13 protein-coding genes are annotated in these 19,965 nt (G+C 35.1%); 3 read left to right on the plus strand and 10 right to left on the minus strand.

Going from position 1 to position 19,965, the window contains the following annotated elements:
- Position 1 precedes the first annotated feature (1 nt).
- From FYC62_RS09305 to FYC62_RS09320, 5 genes are all read right to left on the minus strand, one after another.
- The gene (locus tag FYC62_RS09305) at positions 2–3,130 is read right to left on the minus strand and encodes a SusC/RagA family TonB-linked outer membrane protein (RefSeq protein WP_149074730.1); all 3,129 of its coding nucleotides are present in this window, start codon (positions 3,128–3,130) and stop codon (positions 2–4) included.
- 54 nt (positions 3,131–3,184) lie between these two features.
- Positions 3,185–3,355, minus strand: coding sequence for a hypothetical protein (locus FYC62_RS17115; RefSeq protein WP_161792141.1), 171 nt, complete (start codon positions 3,353–3,355; stop codon positions 3,185–3,187).
- Between the two features lie 413 nt (positions 3,356–3,768).
- A complete protein-coding gene (locus FYC62_RS09310) occupies positions 3,769–4,137 on the minus strand; it encodes a response regulator (RefSeq protein ID WP_052177052.1) in 369 nt (122 codons plus the stop codon).
- Positions 4,130–6,124: a PAS domain-containing protein gene (locus tag FYC62_RS09315; RefSeq protein WP_149074731.1), complete on the minus strand. Its 1,995-nt coding sequence runs from the start codon at positions 6,122–6,124 to the stop codon at positions 4,130–4,132. The genes FYC62_RS09310 and FYC62_RS09315 overlap by 8 nt, the downstream gene beginning before the upstream one ends.
- Before the next feature lie 197 nt (positions 6,125–6,321).
- The gene (locus FYC62_RS09320; RefSeq protein WP_039454876.1) at positions 6,322–6,912 is read right to left on the minus strand and encodes a DUF4202 domain-containing protein; all 591 of its coding nucleotides are present in this window, start codon (positions 6,910–6,912) and stop codon (positions 6,322–6,324) included.
- Positions 6,913–7,041: 129 nt separating this feature from the next.
- Here FYC62_RS09320 and FYC62_RS09325 point away from each other — a divergent pair, with 129 nt between their 5' ends.
- Entirely contained in the window at positions 7,042–7,674 is a 633-nt protein-coding gene (locus FYC62_RS09325) for a DUF2652 domain-containing protein (protein ID WP_149074732.1), read from the plus strand.
- Here the strand turns inward: FYC62_RS09325 and FYC62_RS09330 are convergent.
- Entirely contained in the window at positions 7,655–8,854 is a 1,200-nt protein-coding gene (locus FYC62_RS09330; RefSeq protein ID WP_149074733.1) for a Pycsar system effector family protein, read from the minus strand. The two genes, FYC62_RS09325 and FYC62_RS09330, sit on opposite strands and share 20 nt — an antisense overlap.
- Before the next feature lie 52 nt (positions 8,855–8,906).
- Here FYC62_RS09330 and FYC62_RS09335 point away from each other — a divergent pair, with 52 nt between their 5' ends.
- Together FYC62_RS09335 and FYC62_RS09340 are read left to right on the plus strand one after the other, a co-directional pair.
- Positions 8,907–9,812: an SdiA-regulated domain-containing protein gene (locus FYC62_RS09335; RefSeq protein ID WP_149074734.1), complete on the plus strand. Its 906-nt coding sequence runs from the start codon at positions 8,907–8,909 to the stop codon at positions 9,810–9,812.
- Positions 9,813–10,007: 195 nt separating this feature from the next.
- On the plus strand, positions 10,008–13,541 hold the full coding sequence (locus FYC62_RS09340; protein WP_149074735.1) for a metallophosphoesterase: 3,534 nt from the start codon (positions 10,008–10,010) through the stop codon (positions 13,539–13,541).
- A 53-nt stretch (positions 13,542–13,594) separates the two neighbouring features.
- Here the strand turns inward: FYC62_RS09340 and FYC62_RS09345 are convergent, their stop codons facing one another.
- The 4 genes from FYC62_RS09345 to FYC62_RS09355 form a co-directional block, all read right to left on the minus strand.
- On the minus strand, positions 13,595–16,192 hold the full coding sequence (locus FYC62_RS09345) for a DUF4961 domain-containing protein (RefSeq protein ID WP_240534697.1): 2,598 nt from the start codon (positions 16,190–16,192) through the stop codon (positions 13,595–13,597).
- Positions 16,193–16,270: 78 nt separating this feature from the next.
- Positions 16,271–17,323, minus strand: coding sequence for an MFS transporter (locus FYC62_RS09350; RefSeq protein ID WP_240534698.1), 1,053 nt, complete (start codon positions 17,321–17,323; stop codon positions 16,271–16,273).
- Positions 17,324–17,358: 35 nt separating this feature from the next.
- Complete coding sequence (locus FYC62_RS17590) at positions 17,359–17,607, minus strand: hypothetical protein (RefSeq protein WP_240534699.1); 249 nt, start codon at positions 17,605–17,607, stop codon at positions 17,359–17,361.
- 18 nt (positions 17,608–17,625) lie between these two features.
- Positions 17,626–19,962 carry a glycoside hydrolase family 65 protein gene (locus tag FYC62_RS09355; protein WP_149074736.1) on the minus strand — a complete coding sequence of 779 codons (2,337 nt, stop codon included), beginning with the start codon at positions 19,960–19,962 and terminating at the stop codon, positions 17,626–17,628.
- Positions 19,963–19,965 lie beyond the last annotated feature (3 nt).

Genomic DNA, 19,965 nt, shown 5'->3' on the forward strand with positions numbered 1-19,965 from the left:
ATTAAAATTTAAGATTTACACCTAGTTGGAATGTACGGGTTGGCGGATTATTTAAGTTTACCGTAATTGCTCTTCCTGTAACGTTTTCACCCGCAGCGGTAGAAGTGGCTACTCCTCCATAACCATTTCCTTCAGGATCTATGGCTAGACCTTGTCTTACAATTGGAGACCAAAGTATAAATGGATTGACAACAGTAGCATAAACTCTTAATGAGCTAATACCAGCCTTAGCTAAAACATTAGCTGGAAGGTTATACCCTAAATTGATACTTCTTACTTTTATAAAAGAACCATCTCTATAGGCTAAAGTCGAAGAATATAGTACTCTGTCTGAACTAGCATCTGGTGCAGGAAAATCATTTGTTGGATTCAATGGTGTCCAGTAATTTATTTTGTACTGGTTGGCTCTAGAGTTATTAAAGAATGGATATCCCCTATCGCTACCATCTGCAGTTAAATAAGGTAAAGCTACCGTTTGACCAATTCTTGCAAAAGTTACAATAGATAAATCAAATGCTTTATAAGAAAATCTATTGGTAAAACCGGCATCAAAATCTGGTTGAAAGTTTCCAATTATTTGTAAATCGGCTGCACTAATAGCAAAATCGTTATTTACATCTTCTACCCTTATCTGTCCGGGAAGCTGTCCGTATCTTGCAGCTAAATCAGCTTCATTAGTTTGCCATATACCTACTTTTCTAAAGTCTCTAATAATATTAAACGGTTGCCCTACTACCCAGCCTCTACCAAAGTCTTGTAATAATCCTTCTCTTAAAAAAGTAATTTTATTTCTTACAAAAGATATGTTAAAATCTGATGACCAGTTAAAACCACTCTTGCTTGTAATATTAGTACTGCTTAGACTGAACTCTAAACCTTTACCTTCAGTTCTACCTGAATTTACAGTAGTGCTACCAGCACCGTTAGTTGGAGGAAGAGGAAGTACTTGTAAAATATCTCTAGTTTCTTGTTGGTAAACTTCTAAACTACCCGTAATACGATTATTTAAAAAACCAAAGTCTAAACCCAAATTAAAGTTTGAAGTCTTTTCCCACTCTAAAGCCCTGTTGGCTAATGTTGATACAATAGCACCAACCTGACCCACCTCACCAAAATTATATACATAACCTTGTGGAGTAGATCCGCCACCAGTAGTTGTTAAATTACCTTGAGTAGCATATGCAGCAACTGACTGATTAGAAGTTAAGCCCCATCCTGCTCTTAATTTCAAAGCTGAGATAAAAGTTAGATCCTTTATAAAGTTTTCCTCAGCAATATTCCAACCTAAACCTAATGCTGGATAAGTAAAATATTGAAAGCCTGGAGATAATACAGAAGAACCATCACGTCTTACAGTGGCAGTTAATAAATATTTACCTGCAAATGAATAATTTAAACGGCCCATATAAGAAATCAATCCTCTTTCTACGAAGCCTCCACCATCAGCAGTTATAGAATTAGCTAAGCTTAAATTATAATTTTGTATATAATCTGCTGGTATACCTACACCTCTAAATCCACTACTTTGGTTATGGTTTTTCTCCATTGAGAATAAACCTGTAAATGTTACATTATGCTTTTCAGCGAATGTTTTATTATAGGTAATAACGTTTTCCCATAAAGCCGCCCAATTTTGTGAATTTGAAACGGAAGCTGTTGATTGACTAGCTAGCCTACTATTATTGTAGAAAGTATTGGGACCTGTATAAGCACCACCCTGTACTTGGTTAAAAGTTAAACCAATATTGGTACGGTACTTTAATCCTTTTATAATATCTACTTCTCCATACAAGCTATTAAATGTTGCTAACCTTCTGCTAGGATTAGTATGAGTATCTTCATCTCTTATAGTTAATGGATTTACAGACTCTACATCTAATGTACCAACTTGCGGTCTTAAATTAATACTTCCATCTTCATTATAAGGAGAGAATAAAGGACTAATTCTTAGAGAACCACCAACCGGGAAACGTCCACCGCCTTGGCTATTACCTAAACTATTTAAGGAATTGATACCAACTTTTATACGCTTATTAATTCTATGGTCTATAGTTGTTCTTAAGGTGATACGATCATAATCTTGACCATAAACAATTCCTTCTTCCTTTCTGTATCCGGTACCAAATGAGAACTGAGTATTTTCATTTCCACCAATTACAGATAAAAAATGATCTGTATTATAACCTTGTCTAAAAACAATATCTTGCCAATCAGTATCAACACCAGCTGCAAGATTTGCAGTTTCTACTGGAGTAAGTGCGTAAGGATTTGTCCCATTAAACCTTGTCGCTGCATCTTTGAATGCGGCAAATTCTTGGGCATTAAAAAAGTTATAATCATCCATTCTACGGTTAATGCCATAAAAAGAATCAAAACTTACAGTAGCTTTTCCTGATTTACCTCTTTTAGTAGTAATTAAAATTACACCGCTTGAGCCCCTAGAACCATAAATAGCAGTTGCTGATGCATCTTTTAAAATATCTAAAGAGGCAATATCATTAGGATTAATTTCATTGATACTTCCCACAAATGGAATTCCATCTAATACAATTAAAGGCTGATTTTGTCTATCAGCATCCCCTGCACCAACAGCTAAAGAACGCTCACCTCTAATACGTATCTGACCGCTAGCTCCAGGTTGCGTACTATTACTTTGAATATCCACACCGGCTGCTCTACCTTTTAATTGGTCTATTACGTTGGTTGTTGGCACTTCTCTTAAAGCGTCGCCACTAACAGATACTACAGAACCTGTCACATCACGTTTCTTTTGCGTACCGTAACCTACAACAATAACTTCTTCAAGACTTTTTGCATCAGGCGCAAGACTTACGGTAATGTTATTCTTGTTTGCGATATTAACTTCTTGTTTAATGTAGCCTATAAAAGAAACTACAATAGTATTTTGCTGTGCAGGTACATTGATAGTAAAAGAACCATCAACAGAAGTTTGCGTACTTGCTGCACTACCTTTTACTTGTACTGCCGCACCTGGTAAGGGCTGCCCAGTTTCATCAAGCACCTTTCCCTTAAGTGAGGTTTGCGCCAAAGACAGCAAGGGCACAAAGCTTAATAGCAACACCAATAGTGTAGCTACTCTTAAATAATTTTTAAATTCAGGTTTATTCATAATTGAAATGAAATTTTTTAAAGCCCTAAAGCCTTTTGTAAAAAATGAGATTGTTTAACTGTTTTGAATAAGCTTAGGTATGGGGCTTGCCTGTTCTGCAAAATCAAAATGAATACTTGATAAAGCATGGCAGTAGCTTATAGATGACCATAATACAGAATTTAAATAACTGTATAATTTTTCAGCGTCATCTAATACATAAAATTGAAAGTAATTTTTGTACATATGATTTTTGTTAATTGGTTAAATAGCTCCTTAAGTTTTAGCCTTTGATTGTTAAGCTTTTCTTAATTGGTTAATCTAAAGTAGAAATTAAAAAATTAATTTGCAACCGATTGCATAGTTTTTTTTTATTTTTTTATAAAAAGCTTATTTAAATACCTTGTAAGCTTATTTTGGTAATTGTTATCGGTTGCAATAAATAAAAAAAATATTTTATAAGAATGAATTGTATTGCAAAAGGGAGAAAATATAAAAAGGAAAATTAGATAGGATTACCAAAAATTAAGACCTTTTTAGGCTTAATAAGCTACATTAAAAAGAGTTAATTGAAAGGTTTTATAATTAGGAGATAGTTATAGAAGAGCCATATATAAACGTAACAAAATTTAAAGGCAATTTAGGAAGAAAAGGCAATTTTAATCCTTTGCCAAGGTAGCCGTTATCAGCTTTACTACTTCAAAAGATTTAAAAGGTTTGGTAATGAAATGGCGACAACCTAAATCTAGGCCCTTCTGTTTATCATCATGACTAGTTAAGGCAGAAAGAAAAATAAAAGGGACATCTTTGAATTGAGCTTGTATTTTTACTTGCTCCATCATTTCAAAGCCGGTCATGCCGGGCATTAAAACATCACTTAGTATCAAATCAGGAACTGTATCTTTTAAAATCTCCAATGCTTCTAAACCAGAGCTAGCGGTTATAACTTCAAAATCATTTAATTCTAAAATTTCTGCTAAGGTTTCTCTTAAAATGGTTTCATCCTCAACTAACAAAATCTTACTCATAGGTATTAGGCAAAGTTAAAGTTACTAAAGTTCCTTTATCTAATTCACTATCAATTTTTATTGTTCCTTGGTGAAGCTCAGTAAATTGCTTTGCAATAACTAAACCTAAACCAGAACCTTGTATGGTTGATGTGTTAGAAGCCCTATAGAAAGAACTAAAAAGTTTAGATTTTTCATCAGGAGGAACACCAATTCCGTAATCTTTTACTAAGATATCAATTTCATTCTCTTTATAAACAATTTCTAGCTCGGGATTTGGTTTACCTACAGAGTATTTAAATGCATTTGAAATAATATTGGTTAATATATATATGAATAGCAGCTCATCTAATGCCACAATCTTTCTGATACCTTTATTGTCAAAGTTGATTTTCCTTCCATCAGGCTGATTTGAAAAATAGGTTTCCAAAACACGGTCTATCAAAGCGGAAAGCTCAACAGGTTTAAGATTTACAGAAAGTTCCTGAGCGTTATAACGACCAAAGAGCAAGATATTATTCATCAATTCTGTCATCCTATCTATTTCTCCTTTTATTCTGCTAGCAAAAATGGTAAAACGCTCTAATGATTTATCATCTAATTTACTAGCATAGGATTCTATAAGCTCTATGTTAGAGTAAATAACCGTTAATGGTGTCCTAAACTGATGAGAAGCCATAGAAACAAAGTTCGACTTTAGCTCGGTTAGTTCTTTCTCTCTTTCTTGTGCTTCTTTACGGTCATTAATATCTATGATACTACCTGCAAAAGCCGATGTATCTGAAAAAGAAGATTTAAACTTACTAGCAATTACATTTACCCACCTGTAGTTTCCGTCTTTATGTTTTAACTTAACATCAATATTGATAGCATGATTGGCTTTACCTTCCAACAAAGAAAACTGTTTCTTCATGAACTCCACATCATCATCAGCCATAAAACTACAAATGGTTTTATGTGTAGATTCTTGTTGGGTATAGCCCGTCAGGTTATACCAATAGTCATTTAAAAAAGTAAACTCATTAGCTGTATTAAGCCTAAATACAACTTCTGCAAGGTTATTTATTAAATAATCAAATTCGTTACGTTGCTCTTCAAGTTCTTGCTGCTGCGTTTTAAGTCTGGTTATATCTAAATGAGAACCTGCCAGATAAATTAGTTTCCCTTCATCATCCCATTTCCCTACGGCAGAACCTCTTACCCAAACACAATGGCCTTCTTTGTGTACTTGTCTAAACTCTACAGAAAACTCTGGGATTCTTTTATGGATATAATCATCAAAGGCTTTAACAACATTTGATTTATCATCAGGGTGTATGATGTTTACTGCAAATTCAAAAGTTTGCTCAAACTCTTGAGATGCATAACCCGCCATAGACATGTATATCTGGGAGAAATACCACTTATTTTCAGCTACATCAAATTCCCATATCCCTTGTTGCGAGCCTAAAACAGAAAGATTAAACCTTTCTTGAGAGTGAAGAACTCTTTGTTCGCTTTTTTCACGAGAAAGCCTTATCCCGATATTTTTGGCTACCACATGTAAAGCCTCTACTTCCTCTGGCAGCCACTTTCTTTCTATCTGGCAATCGTCGTATCCCATCCAACCCCAAAATACTCCTTCGCAAAAAATTGGTGTAAATAAGAAAGCTTTAATGTCTTGAGACTCCATTACTTCCTTAAAAAGCTCATTTTGGCTTTCTTTAACTATACCATAATAAGCTTCTTGGTTAATTAAGGTTTCATACAAGCCTGGGAAAATAGCATATTCCAAGCCGCTTAAATCGGGATTACCTAATTGAATTTCTATGTCTTTATTACACCACTCATGTGTATAATAAAGTTTTAAAATACCATCAGTATCTATCTTATTGGTAAAAATATAGCAACGGTCTACATCTGTAGCCTTACCTAACTCCTCTACTACTTTTTGTAAAGACTCGTTAACGTTACTTTCTTGAAGGAGGACAGTGTTGGCATTTGAAATGCCTACTAGTAAATGTAGCATTTGATTGTTATAGATTCTCAAAACTAAACATCCTCATTTATTTTTATATCCCTTAAATTAGGGATATAAATAATTTAAAAAATACTATGTAAAACACTGCTATTTAATTAATTCGCTGTAAATACAGATTAATGTTAAAAAAATATGGTAGTTATACCCCCTTTTTAGGGATAACCAATAAATACACTATGAATAAACTAAACATAAAGCTCTTCAAGAGCTCTAGCAACTAAAGCCTTAGCCTTTTCAGAGAAAGGTAGTTTTAAAGCATGTTCATGACCATGTTTATCCATTTTAAGGAGAGATTTTCTTAAAATACCAATCATTTTTATATCGGGCTGCGTGTTTAAAAAGTCTTCGAACTGATATTGTAAAAAAACCAAACACAAAGCATTTTCCATAATTTGCACTTCGGCATCAATCTTAATTTTTTGTTTTAAGATGATTTGCTTAACGCGATAGCAAACAGTTTCATCAAAACCTGCATGACGTAAAATAGCCAAAGATTTATCTACATGAAAATTTGCCTGTTCTTTTCTCCATTTTAGATAACCTTCTCTTCCTTCTGGATATTGCTTACGCGGAGTTTCCCAACGCCCAATATGTTGGCATCTAGATGCTAACAAAAGCTCTAAACTAGCTTTTGGATTTAAAGTTAAAACCCATTCGTGTAGTTTTAAGGCTAAAAAATATTCTTGTGGATAAGTTAGCCCTTCGTATACAATCTGATTTGGATCTTGCTGATTATAGGCATCAAATGCTGCAAATGCAGCTTTCATATTTCTCATACGGCACTAGGTTGATTTATTGCCTTAAAGGTAAATACTTTTTTTAAAAATCAAATTAGAACAGCATTAAAAATGGTTTATATTTTGCTATATAACTTCTAAAAAAAAGCAATCTTTCATACTTCATTCATGGTTAAAACAAACTCTAAAATTCCTGTATTTTTTTGCATACCAGACATTACAGGTTTCACAAAATTCATGATGTCTGCCAATCAGGATTTTGCGCATGAAGTAATACCCAATATTTTACAAACCATTATTAAAACCAATATATTAGAACTTAATGTAGCCGAAATTGAAGGCGATGCTATATTTTTTTACAAAACAGGCAGGCTACCATCTGTACAAAAAGTAGCTAGGCAATGTAAAGCTATTTACGATGCTTTTAACAACTTTATTGCATCGTACAAAGAAATAGATATACAGAATTATGAAAAATACTTAGCTAATAACCAGCTTGGTATTAAAATCATCATCCATCATGGAAAGATATCTATTTCTAATATAGAAGGGCATATTAAATTAATGGGCGAAGATGTTATTTTGGTGCATAAGCTACTTAAAAACAGCGTACAGCAGCATAATTACATCCTTTTATCACAACAATATTTAGATAAGCTTAAAGACAAAAAAGTGGCTAAAAACTGGTTCAATTGGGATAAACTACAAAAAGGAAAAGACAGTTACGAACATTTTGGGTCTGTACCTTATCATTATATCGCTTTCGCTGATGTTAAGAAACTTAGTAAGACAAAAGCATAATCAATAAAAAGCCTACAGCACACACAACTAAGCCTCCCATAAAAATATTATAAGAAGTAGTTAATAGCTTATATTTCCTTACCAGTACTACTCCCAAGTGGTAAATATCTACTGTCATACTATCATAAAGCTCTTCTTTTTCTTTTTTAAGTTCTTTAATATGACTTACAAATTCATTGATTTGTATTTGAGCAAAATTCCCAAAAAACAGGATACTACTGTTTTTATTATCGAGCTCGAATTTTTCTTTGCTGGTAATATTTGGCCTGGCAGATAAAATAGCAAATACCACAGAAAGCAAACTACTGATAACTAAAAAAGCCATTGGAAATACAAATCTTATACTGGCAAAAGTACCATCGCCTGTAAAGGTATAACCAGAACCAAATAGCGTAATAATTAAAGAAACTATAATGGTATTGATACTAATCATGATGTTGGCTTTATTATCAGCAATAGAGCTTAAATTGATATGATAATCATAAACAGAACGGTATAAAGTTTCTATCCCTCGGCCCTCTTTTTTAGATTTTACTTCAATACCTTTTTCTTTTAAATGTAGCTTAAACTGGTCGCTTTTTAGTTTTTCTATTTGCTTACGCTGCTTTTTTAAATTTTTCTCTTTGCCATCGCCATAGGTTTGTAAGGCATAAGCTGTTTTAAACTTTTTATTGATAAGAAAATGTAGCTGCCCCTCGGCCCATTGTAAATCCGTATAATTTTGTTTAAGGCTTTGCTCCCACTCTACCCTTAGCAATTCTGCATTTTTGCAAAACTGCTTTTTACCCATGTTGATACAATCTGCATCATGTAAAATTTCCTCGTTTAAATTATTAACAGGAACATTTACATGCGTACTTTTTATCATTTCGGTGATGCTGCTTAAGCGCTTTTCATCTAGTTTACTTCTTAAAAAAGTTTCGGCAATTTTAACGCTTTCTTCTTCATGATCTTTGTATTTTACGGTATAGCCAGTATCATGAAACCATGCTGCTAGCATTAAATCTTCTTTCTCAATATCATTTAATTGATAATGATTTGCCATTTCTTCGCAAGCGTCTACCGTATCTTTAGTATGGTTAAAATTATGGTAAACCAACTCGTTGGGCAGTTTATCTTTTAATAAATCAAAAACATAAACTTCTGCTGCTTTTAATAAACCAGATGGTGTTGTCATCATATATGATTTTAGTGGTATAGGATTTGATTTGTGTGTGCTACAATTTATTTTTATGCACAAGGTCTACATCATACCTTTTTTAATTTCATCAATACTTATCACATCCTGTACCAATTCTTCTTTAAAGAAAAAGAAAGCACAGGCTGTTAAGAAATCTTATATCAAAAATTTCGAGACCATTAACCTCGATTATCAGCTTAAAGAAATTTCTGGAATCACCTTTATTAACGATAGTTTAATAGCTGCCGTAGAAGACGAAAATGGTATAGTGTACTTTCTTGATCTTATTGAGAAAAAAGTTGTTAGAAAATTAATTTTTCAAGAGCCTGGAGATTTTGAAGACATCACCAAAGTTAAAAACGACCTTTTTATCATCAACAGCAAAGGCAGTTTAACCCAAATTGTATCCTTTAAAGATAAAAGACCAGAAGTTATACAGCATAATACCGCTTTTAAGAAGAAAAACGATATTGAATCTGTTGTTTATGATGAAGCACAGCATCAATTATTAATTGCTGTAAAAGCAGAAGATTTGAAAGGTAATGAAGATAAAAAAGCTGTTTATACGTTCTCTTTAACAAATTTTAAGGTTGATGAAGAACCTTATCTAAATATCTCTCATCAAAAAATCTTAGCCATTTTTGAAGGAGACCGTTGGGAAGAGCTATCCAAGGCTTTTCTAAAAAAACTTGGGAACGAAAATCTAAACAAAGTTTTTAGTCCTACCGCAATGGCTATACATCCGCAAGACAAAGATTTATACATCCTATCATCAACAAATAACTTTATTGTAGTTATCCATCAACAAGAAATTAAACAGGTTATTTCCCTACTTGGAAATGCTTTTACCCAGCCAGAAGGCATGGCCTTTAATAGCAAAGGAGAGCTTTATATTTCTAACGAAGGAAAAAAACTGAGTGGCAACATCTTAAAAATCACATCTATACATGACAAATAAGTTTAAAATATCATTCATTGTTCTCAGTAGCTTTTTGTACGCTGCTTGTACAACTTATAAGCCTTTTTATGCTAAAAAGAAAAGGAATGGCAAACGGCAAACAATCCCGATACCTTAAGTCTTAAATACACGGTTTTTTTAGTTGGCGATGTAGGCAACCCTGATTTAAGCAGGCAAGAACCTACATTGAAACTCATGGAATCGCAGATGTTTAGTTACGATACCGTGGTTTCTAAAACTGGTAGCGATACGCTTATCAAAAAATTATCTAACCCTAAAGACGTAGCTATATTTTTGGGAGATAATATTTATGATAAGGGCTTACCAGAACCTGATGATTATGACCGTGAAGAGAAAGAAAAACGACTGGTAGAACAGCTGAAAATTGTAAAAGATTTTAAAGGCCGTAAAATATTTATTCCGGGTAACCACGATTGGAACCACAGCAGACCAGGCGGACTTGCTGCTGTAAAACGCCAAGAGCAATTTGTAGAGCAATACTTAGATAGTACCGATGTATTTATCCCTAGTAATGGTTGTGCCGGACCAGTAGAAGTTCGTATGAATAAAGATCTGGTTATTATTGTTTTAGATAGCGAGTGGTGGTTGCATAAGCACAGTAAATCTAACAGATACCAACAAGGCTGCACAGCGGTTTCTAAAGAACAAGTACTTACCCAAGTAAAAGACATTATTCTAAAAAATAAAGGAAAAAACATACTATTTACCCAACATCATCCGCTATTTTCTAATGGTAAACATGGTGGTTATTTTACGCTGATAGATTACATATTTCCACTCACCTTGGTTAAAGATAATTTATACATTCCGTTACCTATTTTGGGTTCTTTATATCCTTTATTGAGGCAATATGGTTTGTCCAGACAGGATATTTCTAACAAAGATTACCAGCAGCTCAAAAACGGTTTACTTTCTATACTAAACAATGCAGAAAATGTAGTTTTTGCTGCCGGGCATGAACATGCTTTACAGTTTACTAAATACCAAAACTTAAATCATATTATTAGTGGTGCAGGCAGTAAAAACAGTGCGCTTTTTAAAGGCAATAATGCGCTTTTTGGTCACGGAACAAAAGGCTTTGCCCGCTTAAACTATTATACCAACGGCCAATGCTGGGTAGAGTTTTGGGAGCCTGTTAAAGATGGCTCTACCGGTAAACTGATGTACAGAAAACCGCTCTACGCAACAGCACCTAGCAAAGCAGAAATAAAAGAAGAAGACTTGTTAGATCTTCAAGATTCTATGAAATACGTAGCCGTAGGTAAACAGTACAGGGCTTCTAATTTTAAAAAGAAAATTTTAGGCGAACATTACAGAAACGTTTGGGCTACACCAGTAGAAATTCCTTACCTAGATTTAACCAAATATGCCGGAGGTCTAAAACCTTTACAACTTGGTGGCGGTAAACAAACTACTTCTTTACGGATGATTGGTAAAGACAGTATCCAATACCAATTTAGAACGGTTAATAAAGACCCATCAGATTTATTACCAAACGGTTTTGAAACCACTTTTGCTGATGATTTCTTGCAAGACCAAATATCATCTGCCCATCCTTTTGGCGCTTTAACCATCCCAGAAATGGCTAGCGCAGCAGGAGTTTACCATACCAAACCACAATTGGTTTATATGCCTTATTCTAGGTTATTAGGCCCTTATTTAGCTGAAGTTGGTGGCAGGGTTGGTATCATAGAAATAAGACCCGATGAAAATTTATCTCTATATAAAAACTTCGGCAGAACCAAAAACGCCATCGGTACAGAAACCTTATACGAAAAACTAAAAGAAGATAACGATAACGAGGTTGACCAAAAAAGCTTCTTAAAAGCCCGTTTGTTTGATATGCTTATTGGCGATTGGGACAGGCATGAAGACCAATGGCGTTGGGCTGAGTTTGAAAAAGATAAAGGTGCTATTTACAGACCTATCCCTAGAGACCGCGACCAAGTTTATACTAAATTTGATGGCTTACTACCTTCGCTTTTTAAAAGTTTTGTGGCAGACATACAACATTTTGGATATGAAATTAAAGACCCCGCCGAACTCTCTATTGCCGCCAGAAACTTAGATAGAAATTTCTTGAACGAGCTTAACCTTAAAGATTGGCAAAAAATAGCCAAAGAACTGCAAACAGAGTTGACTGATAGTGTTATAACATCATCTATTAAGGCTATGCCCAAAGAAGCTTTTATGGTTTCTGGGAATGAGATTATCGAGAAATTAAAATCAAGACGTAACCAATTACATGATGTGGCGGTATCTTATTATAAAACTTTAGCTAAAGAAGTTACCATTGCTGGGTCTGATAAATATGAATATCTAGAAATTACTAGAGAGGCTGATAGCACCTTGGTTTGTCTATACAAAACCAGAAAAGAAGGGAATATCGATACCCTAATTTATTCTAGAAAGTTTGACAATAGCCTTACCAAAGAGCTTAATTTTTTCCTTTTGGATGAACGCGATAGCGCTATAGTGAAAGGAAAATCTAAGCATCCTTTAAAAATTAGAATTGTTGGCGGAGATGGGAAAGACCGTATAACAGACACTTCTAATACTGGTAAAATAGTTATTTATGATACGCCAGAAAATAACATCAGCGGAAGCAAAAACACCAGAATTGTACTTTCTAACAAAGCTTGGATTAACCAGTATACTCCAAATTGGTTTAAGTACGATAAGGCAGGTATTGCACCTTCTGTAGATTATCCAAACGGTTTAGATGGCCCTTCTTTTGGCTTATCTCACCAAATAAAACGCTATGGTTTTAGAAAAGACCCTTATGCTTTTGAGCAGAAAATAACTGCTTTATACGCCCCTAAAAACGGAGCATTTGAAGTAAAGTATAGAAGTATTTTCCACTCGCTATTTGCTAAAAAATATGACTTGGTTTTTAGTGGCGATTTTGCCGGACCAGCCTATAGTTTTAATTATTACGGTATTGGTAATAGTACGCCTAATGAAAATCATGTTGATTTCTACAGGGTACGTTCCAGAGCTTTACAGGCAAATGCATATTTCCAATACCGTTTATCTGAAAGGGCTAAGTTTGGTATTGGACCGGGGCTAGCTTACGTAGATATTATGAAAAACAGACCCAATAGCTTTATTGGTAATTTAGCTGATGATTTTTCTAATACCGATAAATTTATCACGATAAAATCTTATGCTGATTTAGATTTGAGAGATAGAAAAATCAATCCGCAAACGGGGTTCAGATGGCTGAGTACCATCAACTATATTTGGCAAACCAATGCAGAGCAATATAAACATCTAAACTTATACACCAGCTTTAGCGGTTATGCTACGCCTAATATTTCTTTCCCTGTAACTTTTGCTGTTAGATTAGGTGCAGAAACTAATATTGGTGATTATCAGTTTTACCATGCCAGCTCTTTAGGTAACAATGAAAACTTAAGAGGCTTTAGAAATCAACGCTTTTCTGGAAAAACAGCCTATTTTGCTAATACCGAGGTGAGAATACCAGTTACCAAAATACGTGGCTATATCTTAACCGGAGATTTTGGCGTATTTGGTTTTTACGATACCGGCCGGGTACATTCTGCCCAAATTGAAAGTAATACTTGGCACCAAGGTTATGGGCCGGGTGTTTGGCTAAACCTTTTTGATAATATTTTTATAAGCTTAGGCTATGGCTTTTCTAGAGAAGATAAAGTGCTTTCTTTTAATACTGGGTTTAGATTTTAACAAAAAAGCAGAGCCTGGGAAGGCTCTGCTCTAAATATAAACGAACAAAAAACTTACTGTATAAAACTACTTGTACTATAAATATGGTACTCGCCAGGCGCTAAAGATTTGGTATAGTTACCTGTAATACTGATAGTTTCGCCACTAATAAAATCTTTCCATTGGCCTGTAGTTGGAAATTCTACATTGGCGCTTCTGGTAACAACATCAAAATTGCCTACTACTACAACTCTGTTATTTTGACCATTTAATACCACACTCTTAACTGCACCGCCAAGTGCGTATTGTGCGTTAGTAGTATTGAAGACATCGTTTTTAGTTTTCAATTTTATAAACTGTGCAAACCTGTTATATAAAGCTTTTCTTGGGGCATTACTATTATAAGTCCATAAAACAGGCTTTTCTCCTGTTCTACCATTTTGGTTGATAGAGATATCGTAACCTAATTCGCCAAATTGCCAAAGCATTTTAGGTCCTGGTATAGCAAATAAAAATGCTGCTGCAAGTTCCTGCCTTTTTAAGGCAGTAGCTAAATCTTTCACGTTATACGTTCCTGATGTATTACCAAATTGCAGATTTTTATACATCATACGCTCTTCATCATGGCTTTCCATATAGGTTACCAAACCTGCCGTTTGCGTAAAGCCATGTGTGCTTGCAACTGCCCTGCTTAAATCTGAAGTGGCCACAAAACCCATACTAGCCTCGGTAAAAGAATGGTTCATGTTGTTCCAGAACATCATACCTTCATCGGCAAGTTCTTTTTCTTCTAAATCAACAGCAAAATGTTCTAGAATGACATAGAAGTTATTGGCATCTAGGCTCTTCATGTAATTGTTATAATTTTTCCAGATGGCAACTCTGCTAGCATCGTAAGCGCTCCACGCACCAACGCCAGTTTCTGCGGTACCCGAATTTTTCTGTGTAAATCCTTTAGATAAATCAAATCTGAAACCATCTACTTTAAACTCTTGCATCCAAAATTTCAGTACATTTTTAGAAAAATATTGGGTAGCCTCACTTTCATGGTTAAAATCATAACCTACATTAAAAGGATGACGAGCATCCGTATTAAACCAAGGATTATTTGCACTTGGTTTGCCCGCAGCTTGGTCAAAATATAGCTGTACCATTGGAGATTGCCCAAAAGAATGGTTTAATACCATATCTAAGATAACGGCTATCCCACGACCATGACATTCATCAATTAAAGCTTTTAAAGCATTTTTAGTTCCGTAAAATTTATCAACGGCAAAGTAGAAAGATGGGTTGTAGCCCCAACTAGAATTTCCCTCAAACTCGTTTAAAGGCATAAATTCTATCGCGTTAACGCCTAATCTGCTTAAGTAATCTAGGGTATCTTTTAAGGTTTGATAATCTCCTTGCTCTAAGAAATCTCTTAAATGTAGTTCGTAAATAACCAGTTTATTTTTATCAGGACGGGTGAAACTTGCATTTCTCCAAGCATAAGCCGTTTGGTTAGCTTTAAATACACTCACAATACCTGTTGTTTTACCTGTTGGATAGGTTTTAAGGTTAGGATAAGTGATAAAAGGTATTCCTGCATCTTGTTGCGGATCTAAAACTTTTTCGCAATAAGGGTCTGCAATACGTAAGTTTCCATCAACCAAAAATTGGTAAGCATACTCTACATTAGGATCTAAATTATCTACTTGTACCCACCACCTACTACCATCAGGTGTTTTTTTCATGAAATAAGTTTGCTCTGTTTGCCAGTTATTAAAATCGCCAATTAAATAGGCAAACTGTTTGTTAGGAGCAAATAAATTAAAAATGGCAGATCTACCACCGTTAATAAAAGTTATACCATCTTTTGCTCCTGCTGGTAATGCTGCTGTTTCTACGGCCCCGTTAATGATAAACTCAAAAGAAGCATTGGTAGTTTCTGCACCACTGCTAGCTGTTACTGTAATCAGTTGCTTTCCTGTAGCAGTAATTTTGGCTGTTGCCGATATTTTATTGGTGTTAGCTGCGTTTCCTAAAGGATTTCCATTTAGCTGTAGCGTTAAATTTGCAGCTTTAGAAGATACTGCCGTAACAGCTAATTCTTGCCCAACCATGGTAATTTTAACCGCTGGTGCTGGGGTATAAAAAGGCTCAAAAGCTGGATTTGAGAATTTAACATGAAGTTTATCAGCCTCGTAAAGAGGGATATAAATATCACTGTCATCGCTATTTCTGCCTACGCTGCTGCCATCGGTATTTCTAAAAACCATGGCTAGTTTTAGAATTTTCTCTCCGGCAGGTACAGTATAAAACTCCCTTGGGTTTAAAGTAAATTTATACTTCCCACCGCCAATAGCAGTCATTTTAGTAGCCGCAACGGGCTGGGTAAAATTGCTGTTTTTCACATATTTCCAATCGGTAGCACTAGTACTTCTATCGGTAATGACACCGGTATGCACATAAACATCGCCGCTAAGACTTTTTAATCCGCCGTTACCTTTAGCAGCATCGTAAATAAAAGTAAAAGCTTGGTTTTCTGAAGGAAAATCTGTCTCCAGACTTATTAAAGTAGCTTCTGTTATACCTACTGGAGGCTTTTCTTCTTTATTACCGGTAACCATGTCCTTTTTACAAGCTGTAAAAAGAAAGGCCACAAACATCCCATAGAAAATAATATTTTTCATTTGCTTTATTTTTGTTTTTATTGATGATGAATCATCGTCATCTGCAGAACTCAGTTTATAAACTCAGTTAAACAAAGATTAATGAGTATGACTCTTCTTATTATCTTGAATGTATAGGACAGAGACAGCGCCAAGAATCATGAAAATACCTGCCATGACGATGGCATAAATTGCCTCTCCGTTATAAAAATGTTTTACTATTAACCCGCCAAAAAAACCATTTACAATTTGCGGCATGGTGATAAAAAAATTGAAGATACCCATGTAAACCCCCATTTTTCTGGCTGGTATAGACCCCGATAGTAAGGCATAAGGCATTGCTAAAATACTTCCCCAAGCCAAGCCTACGCCTACCATAGAGATGATAAGCATATTAGGATCTTGAATAAAATAGATAGATAAAAGTCCGGCACCACCAGCAATTAAAGAAAAAGCATGAGCCATTTTTTTGCTGGTTAACCTTACTATGGCAGGTAAAAAAAGTGCATAAATAGCAGAAACGGCATTGTAGATACCAAATAAGATACCTACCCAGTTTCCAGCATCAGCGAAAGCTACAGAATTGGTATCACCAGGTGCTACTTTATAAATATGATTGGCTATAGCCGGGGTAGAAAAAACCCACATAGAAAACAAAGCAAACCAAGAAAAAAACTGCACCAAACCTAGCTGCCTCATGGTTAAAGGCATCTTAGAAAAATCGGTAAAAATAGAGCTGATACCTTTAGATTCTTCTACCTCTTCTTCATCTTTAGAAAAAGCAGCCATTTCTGCTGGAGAGTATTCTTTGGTACTTACTACTGTCCATAAAATAGAAGCTAATAATACCAAAGCGCCCGCATAGAAAGCATAAATCACATTATCTGGTACAAAACCACTGGCAGCTGTTTTAGAAACCCCAAAGTATTCTGATAAAATATAAGGCAGCCAAGAACCGCTAACGGCACCAACACCTATCAAAAAGGTTTGCATAGAAAAGCCTAAACTTCTCTGGCTTTCTGGAAGCTTATCAGCCACTAAAGCTCTAAAAGGCTCCATAGCAACATTAATAGAGGCATCCATAATCATAAGCATACCGGCACCAATAAGTATTGGGGGCAGAAAGTAGGCAAGCAAAGCAGCGTTTGGCATTAAGGTTAAAGCCAAGGCAGTTAAAATAGCCCCTATTAAAAATAGGGTCTTCTACGGCCAAATCTATTCCAAGTTCTATCGCTATAATAACCAATAATGGGTTGTACCAACATACCTGTTACTGGGGCAGCCAACCAAAAAAGAGAAAGATGTTCCACATCGGCACCAAAGGTTTGTAAAATACGCGAAGCATTACCGTTTTGTAAGGCAAAACCAAACTGGATTCCGAAGAAACCAGCACTCATGTTAAAAATTTGCGCAAAACTTAATTTAGGTCTTTCCATTGGTTTTATCTCTCTTGTTTAGGCAACAATGTTTACAATTTTTTCTTTATGAACAATGTAAATTACGGTTTCTGCTGCAATTGTATAGTCTTTATCAAACACTTTTATCGTTATCGCTTCCGCTGATTTATTGCTAATTATAATTTGCTCATGCCCTATTTTTATATTTAAAACATACACCCTAAAGTTGATGGTGAAAGAGAAAGACTCCCAACTATCCGGTAAAAAAGGGCTAAATTTTAATTGATTATCGCGGACACGCATACCAGCAAAACCTTCTACAACACTCATCCATGTACCTGCCATAGAGGTGATGTGTAAACCATCTTCGGTATCATTATTATAATCGTCTAAATCTAAACGGGCGGTTCTTAAATAAAATTGATATGCCCTTTCCTGATTGCCTAAACGAGCGGCCAAAATACTATGAATACAAGGAGATAAAGAGCTTTCATGTACGGTACGGGGCTCGTAAAAATCAAAATTTCTTCTTAAAGTGTCTTTATCATAATCATCCTCAAAGAAATATAAGCCTTGTAAAACATCGGCTTGTTTGATAAAACAAGAACGTAATATTCTATCCCAACTCCATTTTTGGTTTAGTGGCAAATGCTCTGAGGCAAGTTCTGACACCAAAGTTTGCTCTTTATCTAAATAACCATCTTGTTGTAAGAAAACCCCAAGCTCTGTACTAGCAGGATAATACATGCCTTTTACAATGGCATTCCAACTGCTAAACTCTGCAAATTCATCTAGCTGTAGTTTTTGAACAAGCTTTTGATAAACATGAGGCTGATTATCTTTTACATAAGTTGCCGCTTCTATTGCATATTTTAAGCACCAGGTGGCAATTGTATTTGTATACCAATTGTTATTAATGTTGTTTTCATACTCATTTGGCCCTGTTACCCCCAGCATAACGTAAGCGTTTTTAGCAGCGCTCCAGTTAACACGTTGTTTCCAAAAACGAGCGATACCTATTAAAACTTCTAAGCCATATTCTGCTAAATAATCAGCGTCTCCGGTATAACGGATATAATTATAAATTGCATAAGCGATGGCTCCATTTCTATGAATTTCTTCAAAGGTGATTTCCCATTCGTTATGGCATTCTTCGCCATTCATGGTAACCATAGGGAACAAAGCAGCACCATCTGTAAAGCCTAGTTTCTGAGCGTTTTCTATAGCTTTATCTAATTGCTTGTAGCGATAAATTAGCAAGTTACGTGTAACTTCTTGTGCCGATGTAGATAAGTAAAAAGGCACACAATAAGCCTCGGTATCCCAATACGTAGAACCTCCGTACTTCTCGCCAGTAAAACCTTTAGGACCAATATTTAAGCGAGCATCTTTACCCGTATAGGTTTGATTAAGTTGGAAAATATTAAAACGTATAGCTTGCTGTGCTTTCACATCTCCTTTAATCACGATATCGCTGGTTTCCCATTTTGCAGCCCAGGCAGCAGCCTGCTCCTCAAGCATATTATTGAAACCCTTAGCTACAATTTTATGCAGCAATTGCTCGCTAATGTGTTGTAATTTATCTTTTGGATGATTTTCTGAGGATACCTGTACAGCATATTTATGTAGAACAATACTATCTCCTGCTACAACATCTGTTACTGCCAAATGCGATACAAATTTCTCGCGATGGGTACTCGCTGGCTTTATAGCAACAGGCTTATTATTCTTCTGTATAAAAACTTGTGTGGCCGTACAAACTTCAAAAAAGGTTTTCTTGGTTTGCAAGGTTAAAAAAGCAATATTATCAGAAACAGCCCCTGAAACTTCGTTCCAAAATTTCTCATCGTAATTAGCATCTTGGTTTTGGATATCGCCGTCTGTAAAACTGGTAATTTGGATAGTTCCAGCAAAGTTTAAAGCTTTTATGCTATACTGTAAAGCACCTGCTTCATCATCAACAATACTATAAAAGCGCTTTGCATGAACTTGTAACTGTTTGCCACTTGTTAATTTTGCTATAAAGCTTCGCTCCAGATAGCCTTCTTGCATGTTTAAAACACGCTTAAAATGGGTAACTGTACAAGTATTTAAATCCAGAATTTCATGATCTATTTTTATCTTTAAACCAATCCAGTTTGCAGCATTTAATACTTTTGCAAAATACTCGGGATAACCATTTTTCCACCAGCCTACACGTGTTTTATCAGGATAATAAACCCCTGCGATGTAGTTACCTTGCAATGTTTCTCCGCTAAAAGTTTCTTCAAAATTGGCTCTTTGGCCCATACGGCCATTGCCAATACTAAAAATACTTTCAGATATTTTATTTAAATGAGGATCAAAACCTTCCTCAATAATATTCCACTCGTTTGCTTTGATGTAATTTTTCATAAA

The organism is Pedobacter aquae (genome assembly GCF_008195825.1).
Classification (GTDB): Bacteria; Bacteroidota; Bacteroidia; order Sphingobacteriales; family Sphingobacteriaceae; genus Pseudopedobacter; species Pseudopedobacter aquae.